The organism is Metabacillus rhizolycopersici, from assembly GCF_020075705.1.
Genome location: NZ_JAIQUM010000002.1, coordinates 119,026 through 131,369 on the forward strand (window position 1 = coordinate 119,026; position 12,344 = coordinate 131,369).

Sequence of the window (12,344 nt, forward strand, 5' to 3'; positions counted from 1 at the left end):
GTAAAACTGTTTTCTCGTCTATTCCTTTTGACTATTCAAATGGCTTACGTATGTGAATTAAAGTACACACAAATGCGACATCCATTTTGTTCTTGAATTGGAATATCCATATCGTAAATGTCGCGCAGTGCATCTGAATTAATAATCTCATGCGTTGGCCCGTCTTTCACAAGTTTACCGTTTTTCAACGCCACGATACGATCTGAATAAACAGATGCAAAGTTAATATCGTGTAAGACAATGACAACTGTTTTACCAAGCTCATCTACAAGCTTACGCAAAATCTTCATGATTTGAACAGAGTGCTTCATATCTAAGTTATTTAAAGGCTCATCAAGTAATACATAGTCCGTATCTTGCGCAATAACCATCGCAATAAACGCTCGTTGTCTTTGACCGCCCGATAATTCATCTAAATACTTATCTTGCATCTCTGTTAAGTTCATATATTCAATCGCTTGATCAACAAATTTTTGATCTTCTGCTGTAAGACGTCCTTTCGAATACGGATAGCGACCAAATGCAACAAGCTCACGTACCGTTAATCGAACATTAATGTAATTTGCTTGCTTCAAAATCGAAACACGCTGCGCAAACTCAGCTGACTTCCATTTTTCCACATGATTTTTATCAAGTAATACTTCCCCTGTATCTGCAGCTAATAATCGACTCACCATAGAAAGAAGTGTAGATTTACCAGCACCATTCGGCCCGATAAACGACGTAATCGTCCCCGGCTCGATTGTTACAGATACGTCTTCTACAACAGGCTTTTTACCAAATCGCTTCGTTAACCCCTTGATTTCAATCATCCTGCTGCCCTACTTTCCTTTAGTAATAAGTAAATGAAATAAATACCACCGACAAAGTTAATAATAACACTTAGCGTTGTACGTAATTCAAAGATGTGTTCAACAAGGAACTGACCACCGACTAATGCAATAATCCCCATTAAACTTGCACCTAAAATTAAAACAGAATGCTTATAGGTAGCTAAGTATTGATATGAAAGATTAGCCACGATTAAGCCAAAGAACGTAATCGGACCAACTAAAGCTGTTGATGTCGCAATTAAAACCGACGATAAAATTAAACTATTCATTAGAATACGGTCATAGTTAACACCAAGATTAATCGCATTTTCACGACCAAGTGACATAACATCTAGCTTATCCATCATGCGATAACCATAAATAAATGCAATGAATAAAATCCCCATTGCAATATATAATAGGTCAGCCTTTACGGTTGTAAAGCTCGCGAATAACCGAGATTGCAGACTTAAATATTCCACTGGATCAATCAGTACTTGTAAAAATGTCACAAGGCTTCCTAAAAGCGTTCCTAAAATCATCCCGATTAAAAGGAGTAAATAAATAGGATGCTTATCTGCTCGGAATAAGAAACGATATAAGATTATCGCAAATAATACCATTGCGATAATCACTGCACCGAAATTTAAATATTTATTTAATACCCAAATCGACATTGATCCTGCAAAGAAGTAAATTAACGTTTGTACTACTTGGTACATAGAGTCAAGGCCCATAACAGAAGGTGTTAAAATACGATTATGTGTAATTGTCTGGAACACGACTGTCGAATACGCAATCGCAATCGCTGTTATAACCATTGCCTCAACACGAATCATACGTTTTGGAAAGGCGTAATCAAAACCGCCTTTTATATCATAAAATGCATAAAGCAAAATACAAATAATGGCTAATACAGCTAAAAAAATCAACTTCGTACTATTTTTTCGCATATGCTCTCCCCCTAAATAACATAATTAAGAAGATCACACTACCGATTACTGCCACAGTTACGTTAACGGGAATCTCATAAGGGTGAATAACAATACGCCCAATAATGTCACAGATTAACAGGAAGACAATTCCTAATACTGCTGTATGTGGAATTGTTTTGCGTAAATTATCACCTATATAAAGAGAGACAATATTAGGTACAATTAAACCTAAAAACGGAATAACTCCGACAGTTAGTACGACAGTTGTAGCAATAATTGCAACAAGGATAAGACCTATATTTAACACAAGCTTATAACTTAAGCCTAAGTTTTTCGCAAAATCTTCCCCCATACCTGCGACTGTAAATTTATTCGCATAAAGATATGCTAAAATGACCGCTGGAATACTTACATATAGCAGCTCATAGCGACCAGCAATAATTAATGTAAAACTCCCCATTAACCAAGAAGAAATATTCTGAATAAGATCTGCTTCATATGCGAAAAACGTCGTAATAGATGACAAAATATTTCCGTACATAATCCCGATTAACGGAACGAAAATGACATCTTTAAATTTAATACGATCTAGAATTTGCATAAAAATAAATGTTCCTACTAACGCAAATGCGAAGCTAAAAATAATTTGCTGCGTATACGTTGCACTCGTGAAAAATAACATTGAAATTAAAATTCCTAGTTTTGCAGCGTCTAATGTACCAGCAGTCGTTGGCGATACAAATTTATTTCGACTTAAAGACTGCATAATTAAGCCCGCAATACTCATTCCTGCTCCTGCCAATATAATCGCTATTAAACGAGGCACTCGACTGATTAAGAAAAGTTGTGACTTGTCCGAGTCCAAATTGAACAAGTCACTTATCTTGATATCAATCGCACCTATAAAGAGCGATACACACGACAGGACTACAGCTAAAATCATTAACATCCATAGTCTCATTTGTAATCCTCATAATGTGTTTATTCTCAGTATGATCATTAAAAGCGTTATCATCCCGAGTGCGAATTCAATTGTATAAAACAAAAAAACTAATAACAATCTAAAATATTAGATGTTTTTCCAATGACATATGTATCACTTTTGAAAAGGGATGAAGCAAGTTTTGGAGACATATGCCCTTCTCTCCTACTATCAATCACATTTCCAGCATCTATAACACTAACAACGGCTTTATAAGGGAAGATCATTACGCGGTCACTGATATCGTACACTACCATAAATACTCCCCCGAGCAGCAAGATAAATAATTAGTGCAATAAATAGATAAACTTTTGTTATATCTCTGCTACCATCCCTCAGAAATGGTTACGAAACAATTGTGATAATCATTATCAGTAAAAAACAAAAAAAATAGGCTTGTTTATAGTTAATTAATAACTAGTAAACTCCATTTTATTGATATTGATTATCAACTTCATTATTTAATGTAACACAAAAAATAGTTTGTGAAAAGGTCTTTTTTAGAAATTACATTTTAATAGATTGCATTCACATTTCAGCTCACTTTTTCTTATTAAAATCAGATTGATAAGGTAAGTATTCATAGGATAAACCCCTTGAAATAGTAATGAAAATTAAAGGATGAAACCCTTATGATTTCATCCTCTAAATGTACTGTTATTTGAATTATTTGCTCCGCTAAACGGAACCGGTTAATATATTAAGCGTTTCATTTTACCTATTTACGTTTTTCATGCTACTCAAAGTTTTTTTATTAATTGTCTAATCGCTTCAGAGATATCGATGTTTTTTTCTATACAGTAATTCTTAAGTCGGCCATATGAATCTTCGTCAAGTCTTACATGAATAGAGTGATTATACTTTTCAGAATCTAGCTTCTTAGGCCTTCCTCTGGTCAATTTCCTCCTGTCTATCCCATCCTTCCAAACATTTATTATCACATACCCATGCTTAACGATCCAATTATCACAATTATTTTCCTTCCACATTTTAATTGCTCCATCCTTAAATTCCCTTTTAAATGTGGCTAGCTCTTCATCTTTTAATTGTTTCATTACTGCCTTTTCCATAGCTTTATGCTCAATAAATTGTTGAAATTGGTCAAATGATGTAAATGTTAATTCTTTCATATTCCCTCTCCTGATAAGCCATTTAGATAAACGAAAACTCCAATTTTTAAAAATCAATTTAGTTCTTTATTAGATATCACCAATTTTGTTAATTGTGTTCTATTATAGTCACTTTTCTAACTAAAATCTTATAAGAAAGAATTGCACCTATACTTGAGACTACCATAACAATCCCCATTGGAACAGCAGTATCTTCTCCTGCAATTCCTACAATTGGAGCAGCAATTGCACCTACTATAAAATTCGTTACGCCTAATAATGCTGAAGCACTTCCTGCGACGTTCCTATTATTTTGTAACGCAAGAGAATTACTCGTCGTACCTACTATCCCCACACTTGAAACAGTTAAAAATAAAGGTGGAATAATAAAAGCAAGTTTTACATTTAAGTAAATTAATAGTAATAAAGTTGATCCCCCAATTAAAGACATTAAGATTCCCGCAAATAATAAGGTTTTTTCATTTATTCGTCCTGCAAGTCTACCTGTTAACTGACTTGCAATCATAATCCCAATTCCATTCATAGCAAAAATCATACTATATGTATCTGTTGATGCACCATATACATGTTGAATGACAAACGAAGATCCAGAGATATAGGCAAACATCGTTGCAAAAATAAATCCATTTGAAAGAACATACCCCATAAATTGGTGATTCGTTACGAGCTGACCAAACGTTTTAATTGTATTTGTTAAGCCACCTGTAGAGCGATCCCTTTGATGTAAGGTTTCACTCAATCCAAAAAATACCAGTAGAAATGCAATGATTCCTATAATTGCCAACCCAAAAAAGATTGATTGCCATGGAAACCATTTCAATAACTGTGCTCCTACTATCGGTGCTAAGATCGGCGCCATCCCATTTACAAGCGCTAATAGTGAAAAAAACTTCGTCATTTCTGAACCTGAATAAAGATCACGCACAACTGCTCGCGAAATAACCATGCCAGCAGCCCCAGCTAACCCTTGGATAAATCTAAGAAAAATAAACATTTCCATTGTTTGAGTAAATGAAATAATAATAGAAGTAAACACATATAAGATCATTCCATATAACAACGGCTTCCTCCGCCCAAGTACGTCACTTAATGGTCCTGTAACGAGTTGGCCTAAGCAAGCACCTAATAGAAAAAAGGTAAGGCTCAACTGTACCATTGATGCTGACGTACTAAACTCTGCCGCTAAAATGGGGAAGGATGGTAAATACATATCGATTGATAAAGGTCCAAAAGCGGCAAGTGTACCTAGAATTAGTGCAATAAACGCCTTTCTTTGCTGTTTAACGTTTTGTTTCTGTTCGATATTCATAAATTGTCCTCACATTCTTATTTATTCTATAAAAAATGGTAATCCTTTTTCTGGAAAATCACAACCTTTAAACTTTTATAATAATTAGTTATCCATTATCACTTTGTTTTTGATTCATTATATCGTTTCATGAGGGCTTCATCGCGTTTTTTATGTTTCATTACCTTTTCTGCAATTCTGCCACGTCGGTTCATGGACTTATTCCGTCTTTCTGAAGATCTATCAAGTCTTTTCTTTGTTTGTTACGTCGTTTTCACACTTTATCACATCATATAGAATTCATCGCAGCAATTCTAAGGGCAGTTGCTTCCTCTCCCTTTATATAGTTCAAAAGGATGTTATATATGCCTACAATTAAGAAAAGCGCAAGCGCCTTGTTCAGCCTAAGGCAGGCATAAGACGCGCATGAATAGAAGGGGCGTACTTTGCCTTCAATTCATGCGTGGCTAGACCTTAGAGGGGCTAGGCGCTGGAGCTGGACAGTTCTCGAAGCCTAAACTTATAAATTCTGATATTCTAAATGAAAAAACCAACTCCTATTTAAGCAAGAAGTTGGTTACCTTTCTTCTTTGTTTTCATCATCAAAGAAAACGAATTTATTCTATTACTTCTATGTCTTCTAATACGATTACTCTTAATTGCAAAATTCGCTTATCATCCATTTTTTCGACTTTAAATCGTATATTTTCAAACTGAACCTCAGGTTTTTCATCTTCATTTGGAATATAACCTAGCTGTCCGATCACAAATCCACTCAATGTATCAAATTCCTCCGTTTGTAAATCAATAGATAAGAGCTCTTCAACGACATAAAGATTTGTTGTGCCAGGAATTAAATACTCATTATTATTCAATTCTATTATCTCTTCTTCATCCATACCAGGATCATCATATTCATCAAAAATATTCCCTACAATTTCTTCAATAACATCTTCAATTGTTACAACCCCATCTGTTCCTCCGTATTCATCAATCGCTATAGTCATATGGATATTCCCCATTTGCATTTCTTTTAGCAATTCATCTATTGGTTTTGACTCAAGAACAAAGTGTGGTTCTCGAATCAATTCTTTCATATGAAAAGCTGCTTCATCACAATTTTCAACAAACTGGATTAAATCCTTTACATGGAGGACTCCTAAGATGTGATCAATATTCCCTTTGTATACAGGAAATCTCGTATATTTTTCGGCGTTTACTAAATGAACTGTCTCTTTTAAGCCATAGTTATAAGGGATTGCAACAATATTTGTCCGATGCGTCATGATATCGGATACTGTTTTATTATCAAATTCAAAAATATTATTAATCATTACTTTTTCTCGTTCTTGGATTGTCCCTCTTTCTTTCCCAACATCAACCATCATTCTAATTTCTTCTTCTGTTACATTTTCATCCTCAGCGTTCGGATCTACCCCGAATAGACGAACGATAAAGTTCATTGATAATGTCAATAATTTAACAAACGGGGCTGATATTTTCGATAAAAATGTAAGCGGAGCAACAGCAAACATTGAAATCTCCTCTGCCTTTTGTAATGCAAGCCGCTTTGGTACAAGCTCACCAAAAACCAACGTAAAATAAGATAAAATCAATGTAATTACTATAACTGAAATTGTACCTAATAACTCCTCTGATATAGGAAGATTCCTTGCGGACAACATAACAGTTAACCTACTAGCAAAGTTTTCTGCTGCAAACGCACTTGCTAAAAATCCTGCCAATGTAATACCAATTTGGATCGTAGCCAAAAATCGACTAGGTTCTGATAATAAACTATTTAACATTTTTGCCTTTTTATCTCCGCTATCTGCCATTAGTTTTACTTTGTTATCATTTAGAGAAATTAATGCAATCTCAGATGCTGCAAAGAAAGCATTCACTATGAGAAGTACCACAAGTATTAATAATTCTGTTACCAATAACACCAACCTCCGGAGTTATGTACTTTACGAAATTCGTTTAATTAACATACTTAGTTTTATTATTATGCCCAAAAATAAAACTCTTTGTTAGGAAGATATTGCTGTTTTACTAAATTAGACGTATTCCGGAAATGTAAGTAAAAGCGCAAGCACCTTGGTCAGCCTCAGGCTTAGACCCAAGAGGGGCTAGGACACTTGCGCTGGACAATTCTCGAAGCCTAAACTTATAAATTCTGATAATGTAAGAAAAAAGGCATAACCACTTCATAATGAAGTGATCATGCCTTTTTTATGTTAGAGAACTTTCCCATTGCACTTAAGCAAAGAGTGAGAGATTTTTATGCATATAATTTATCCTCTTCATCCTTTTTAAAGAAACTTTTCATCGCTTGGAAAACATCTGCTTTTTGCTTGAGGATATAGTGACGGAAATTCTCATCATTTATATTTTTATAGGCAGACATTAATGTAGAATGACGATTGTACTGGTTCACTTCACCATAACCAAAAATATTAGAGACTTTCATAAGTTCACCAACAAGTTTAACGCATCTTGCATTGTCTGATGTTAAATTATCGCCGTCTGAAAAATGGAATGGATAGATGTTAAATCGTGATGGATTATATTTTTCTTCGATGACTTCAAGTGCCTTTCGATAGGCCGATGAACAGATTGTACCACCACTTTCGCCCTTGGAAAAGAAATCCTCCTCTGTCACAATTTTCGCTTCTGTGTGGTGTGCAATAAATTCAATATCAACCTTCTCGTATTTCGTGCGAAGAAATCTCGTCATCCAAAAGAAAAAGCTACGTGCCATATATTTTTCCCAAAGCCCCATCGAGCCACTCGTGTCCATCATAGCGATAACAACAGCTTTTGATTCAGGCTTAACAACTTCATTCCATGTTTTATATTTTAAATCTTCAGGAAATATTGGATGAAAGTTGGATTTTCCCGCCATCGCATTACGTTTGTATGCAGCTAACATTGTCCGCTTTTTATCGATGTTCCCCATTAATCCTGTACGTCTAATATCATTAAATTCAATATCTTCAATTACAATGTTGTCGCGTTCCTTTTGCTTTAGATTTGGAAGCTCTAATTCTTTAAACAGTGCAGCTTCAAGCTCTAAAATAGATACTTCCGCTTCATAATAATCTTCCCCTGCTTGGTCTCCTGCCCCCTGACCTTTCCCAGGACCCTGTGCATCTGCCGGTGAACCGTCCCGCGCCACTACATCACCAACCTTACTTTCTCCATCTCCTTGGCCAACATGCTTATTCTTATCATAGTTATAACGAATTTTATATTCGTCCAATGAACGAATGGGGATTTTCACAACGTCCTTCCCATTAGACATTACGATGCTTTCTTCGGTAATTAGATCTGGAAGGTTGTTGCGAATGGCTTCTTGTACTTTTTCTTGATGGCGCATTTGATCATCGTGGCCTTTTCGATGGAGGGTCCAATCTTCTTGTGAAATAACAAAATTTTGTTCTTCTTGACCTGACATATAAACAATTCCCCCTCCAATATTTATTTTAATTAAAATGTGTCACAAATCATGGATATTTAGCATACATTAACGTGGATGGAACATTTTAGAGCCTATTCTTTCTCCTAATTTTGTGGATTACTCTATCCTATGCGATAGCTTTAATTTATTGACTAAAAATATTGAAAATAAAAGTGGAATTTTGAAAAATAAGACAAGCCTTTTAAACGATAGTAATAGCTCTCTTTTTTTGACAAGTTTATACCTTTGGTTGACACGATTCCCCTACTCCTTAACCACCATTATTTTGAACAAACCGACTATCATTCATAAATAAACAAAGCTGACAATCAATTAATTGTCAGCCAATGATCACTACTTTTATCTATTTAATAAACTCCCTACATAACGTAGTAAATCATTTGCAGATGTTGAATTGTAGCCATGCTCGTCGATTAGTCGAGCTACAACTTCATTGATTTTCTTAAGCTGTTGTTCATCTGGGGTCTTAGAGGATGTTGTAATTTTAACGACATCTTTTAAGTCAGCAAAAAGTTTTTTCTGGATTGCTTCACGTAAACGCTCGTGTGAATTATAATCAAATCGTTTTCCTTTGCGTGCATAAGCAGAGATTCGAATAAGTATTTCTTCACGGAATGCCTTTTTTGCATTTTCAGAAATACCAATTTGCTCTTCAATTGAACGCATTAATTTTTCATCCGGGTTCATTTCTTCCCCTGTTAATGGATCACGGATCTTATTTTTATTGCAGTATGCTTCAACATTATCAAGGTAATTATCCATCAACGTTTTAGCAGATTCCTCATAAGAGTAAACAAACGCTTTTTGAACTTCCTTTTTCGCCATTTCATCATAAAGTTGACGTGCAACGGAAATAAAGTTTAAGTATTTCTCACGATCTTCATTTGAAATTGATGCATGTTGATCAAGTCCTTCTTTAAGCGCTCGTAATACATCAAGTGCATTAATCGAAGGAACTTCCTTACGAATAATCGTTGATGAGATACGGTTAATGACGTAACGTGGATCTATACCGCTCATACCTTCATCATTATATTCTTTTTGAAGCTCTACAACATCGACTGAGTTAAAGCCTTCAACGCTTTCACCATCATACAATCTCATTTTCTTCACAAGATCAATATCTCCCCGCTTCGGTTCTTTCATGCGAGTTAAGATCGTAAACATCGCGGCTACCTTTAAAGTGTGCGGCGCAATATGAACATCTGCCACATCACTTTCGTTAATCATTTTTTCATAAATTCGCTCTTCCTCTGTTACTTTTAAATTATACGGCACAGGCATCACAATGATCCGTGAGTGAAGGGCCTCATTCTTTTTATTTGAAATAAATGAACGATATTCCGTTTCATTTGTATGTGCGACGATTAATTCATCTGCCGAGATTAGCGCAAAACGACCTGCCTTGAAATTACCTTCTTGGGTTAAAGAAAGCAAATGCCATAAAAATTTCTCATCACATTTTAGCATCTCTTGGAACTCCATCATCCCACGGTTTGCTTTGTTTAATTCGCCGTCAAAGCGGTACGCACGAGGATCTGACTCTGATCCATATTCAGCTATTGTTGAAAAGTCGATGCTTCCAGTTAAGTCAGCAATATCCTGTGACTTAGGATCCGACGGACTAAATGTACCAATCCCCGTCCGTTTATCCTCTGATAAAAATACTCTCTCAACTCTAACATCTTCAATTCGGCCGCCGTATTCTTCTTCTAGTCTCATGACATTTAGGGGTGAAAGATTTCCTTCGATCCGAATTCCATATTCATCATAAAAGTCTTCTCTTAGGTGATGTGGAATAAGATGGAGAGGGTCCTCATGCATCGGGCACCCTTTGATTGCATAAACTGCTCCTCTATCCGTTAATGAGTAAGACTCTAAACCCCTTTTCAGCATTGTAACTAATGTGGATTTCCCACCGCTGACTGGACCCATTAATAATAAAATCCGCTTTCTAACATCCAATCTTTTTGCAGCAGGATGGAAATACTCCTCGACCAATCGTTCAAGCGCATTTTCTAACCCATAAAGCTGGTGATCAAAGAACTTATACGTTCGCTTTCCATCTACTTCTTCAATACCACCATCTTTGATCATATTGTAAACCCTGGAATGAGCTGATTGTGCAACCCAAGGCTTTTCCTTGACTATATCTAAATACTCTACGAAGGTTCCTTCCCACTTTAAGCGCTGCTCATCTTCTCTAAACTTTTCAATTTTCTTTAAGATATCCATAAGGACCTCCTTCATCTTTGGTCGTACTTGTTAGAAAAACGTTGATTGTCGCCACGTTTCAAATGGCAAAGCCTACATTTTTCTAATACTATCGAGAAAAGTATTAAGATCTCGTGAAGATTAGATTAATACACTTTATGCAAGGATGTCCTTTAACATTCTCGTAAGTTTTTGTTCAAACCACAATATCTACCATTTTTAAGGAATTATTTAACTAAAAAACCGTTACACATTCACATCACATCTCGATTGCGTTATAATGAAACTAGCTTTGTAAGGGAAAGCTATACATATGCCCTTCATTTTTCTATACTTGAATTAGTGACTATTTCGGGAGGTGCAACGATGAACTTTTTATTAATCATTGGCGTGAGTTTAGCATTCTTAGTAGCGATTTTCACTTCAGGATATGATAGCAAGCCAGGCGCAAAAAAATAATCTTAAAAACGGAAGCGCTTTACTTAACGAGATATTCACGAATGATTAAAATTAGCTTCTCTTTCAATCATTCGACGCCCGGCCGCTGATTATCCGTGCATGCACCGTACCTCGGATCTCTGACACAAACACATTGCCATAATAGTTTCCATCCTAAGAGAAGCGCAAGCGCCTTGTTCAGTCTCGCACAAATAAGACGCTCAGGAATAGAAGATGTTCTTCGCCTTCAATTCCTGAGCGTCTGTAGACCCAAGAGGGACTGGACACGAAAACTAAGTCAAAAAATTTTATACTTTCTTATCTTTTAAAAAGAAATCCCCATGTACAAATTAATGTCCATGGGGATTTCTTTCATTTAAGGAATGAAAGCGAGGCTTTCCTTTTGTAGGAAAGTTATCCTTCACTTTCTCTTCTTTAATTCATTTAAATTTAGAGTTGGGAGATTACTACTATTTAATGTAGGAAAGTATCTGTTTACCGATATTTTGTTCATGTCCTAACTCTAGACCTAACCATTCAAGTGATAAGCCACATTTTCTGAGCAGCTCTTCTGCTTTTATAATAATCCAGGATAGTTTTGTTGTCTCAATGCTTCATATATTAAAATAGCAGCTGTATTAGACAGATTTAACGAGCGTACATTCTCAGTCATTGGGAGTCGTAAACATTTTTCTAGATTAGCCTCGATCAAATCCTTTGGAAGACCTGTTGTTTCGCGTCCAAACACAAAGAAATAATCTTTTCCTGTCTCGCTGTAATCAAACGTTGTATGTGGCTGCTTACCATATTTTGTTAAGTAGAAAAAATCCGCTTCTGAATATTTTTCGAATAATTCGTCTAACGAATCATGATAAACGACATTAACATATTCCCAATAATCTAAACCAGCGCGTTTTAACATTTTATCATCTGTTGAAAATCCTAATGGCCTGATTAAATGGAGAGTTGTGTTAGTAGCTGCACATGAACGTGCAATATTCCCTGTATTAGCAGGAATCTCTGGTTGATATAATACTACGTGTAAAGCCAATATTTTCACC

The 12,344-nt window shown here is 35.6% G+C and carries 10 protein-coding genes; all 10 read right to left on the reverse strand.

The window, feature by feature from the left end; translation table 11 throughout:
* Positions 1–44: 44 nt before the first annotated feature.
* Positions 45–812 carry an iron ABC transporter ATP-binding protein gene (locus K9V48_RS01630; RefSeq protein WP_224136343.1) on the reverse strand — a complete coding sequence of 256 codons (768 nt, stop codon included), beginning with the start codon at positions 810–812 and terminating at the stop codon, positions 45–47.
* The gene (locus K9V48_RS01635; RefSeq protein WP_224136345.1) at positions 809–1,765 is read right to left on the reverse strand and encodes an iron chelate uptake ABC transporter family permease subunit; all 957 of its coding nucleotides are present in this window, start codon (positions 1,763–1,765) and stop codon (positions 809–811) included. The genes K9V48_RS01630 and K9V48_RS01635 overlap by 4 nt, the downstream gene beginning before the upstream one ends.
* Positions 1,752–2,708, reverse strand: coding sequence for an ABC transporter permease (locus tag K9V48_RS01640; RefSeq protein ID WP_224136347.1), 957 nt, complete (start codon positions 2,706–2,708; stop codon positions 1,752–1,754). Before K9V48_RS01640 ends, K9V48_RS01635 begins: the two co-directional genes overlap by 14 nt.
* Before the next feature lie 89 nt (positions 2,709–2,797).
* Positions 2,798–2,986, reverse strand: a complete 189-nt coding sequence (locus K9V48_RS01645; RefSeq protein ID WP_224136349.1) for a hypothetical protein — start codon at positions 2,984–2,986, stop codon at positions 2,798–2,800.
* A 483-nt stretch (positions 2,987–3,469) separates the two neighbouring features.
* The gene (locus K9V48_RS01650) at positions 3,470–3,859 is read right to left on the reverse strand and encodes a hypothetical protein (RefSeq protein ID WP_224136351.1); all 390 of its coding nucleotides are present in this window, start codon (positions 3,857–3,859) and stop codon (positions 3,470–3,472) included.
* Positions 3,860–3,947: 88 nt separating this feature from the next.
* The gene (locus K9V48_RS01655) at positions 3,948–5,168 is read right to left on the reverse strand and encodes a Bcr/CflA family multidrug efflux MFS transporter (protein ID WP_224136352.1); all 1,221 of its coding nucleotides are present in this window, start codon (positions 5,166–5,168) and stop codon (positions 3,948–3,950) included.
* A 596-nt stretch (positions 5,169–5,764) separates the two neighbouring features.
* Positions 5,765–7,090 carry a hemolysin family protein gene (locus K9V48_RS01660; RefSeq protein ID WP_224136354.1) on the reverse strand — a complete coding sequence of 442 codons (1,326 nt, stop codon included), beginning with the start codon at positions 7,088–7,090 and terminating at the stop codon, positions 5,765–5,767.
* A 341-nt stretch (positions 7,091–7,431) separates the two neighbouring features.
* The gene (gene yhbH / locus K9V48_RS01665) at positions 7,432–8,607 is read right to left on the reverse strand and encodes a sporulation protein YhbH (RefSeq protein ID WP_224136356.1); all 1,176 of its coding nucleotides are present in this window, start codon (positions 8,605–8,607) and stop codon (positions 7,432–7,434) included.
* Between the two features lie 363 nt (positions 8,608–8,970).
* The gene (locus tag K9V48_RS01670) at positions 8,971–10,866 is read right to left on the reverse strand and encodes a PrkA family serine protein kinase (RefSeq protein ID WP_224136358.1); all 1,896 of its coding nucleotides are present in this window, start codon (positions 10,864–10,866) and stop codon (positions 8,971–8,973) included.
* 994 nt (positions 10,867–11,860) lie between these two features.
* Positions 11,861–12,343 (reverse strand): tRNA (uridine(34)/cytosine(34)/5-carboxymethylaminomethyluridine(34)-2'-O)-methyltransferase TrmL, encoded by a 483-nt coding sequence (gene trmL, locus K9V48_RS01675; protein WP_224136360.1) that lies wholly within the window; start codon positions 12,341–12,343, stop codon positions 11,861–11,863.
* Between the last annotated feature and the right edge of the window lies 1 nt (position 12,344).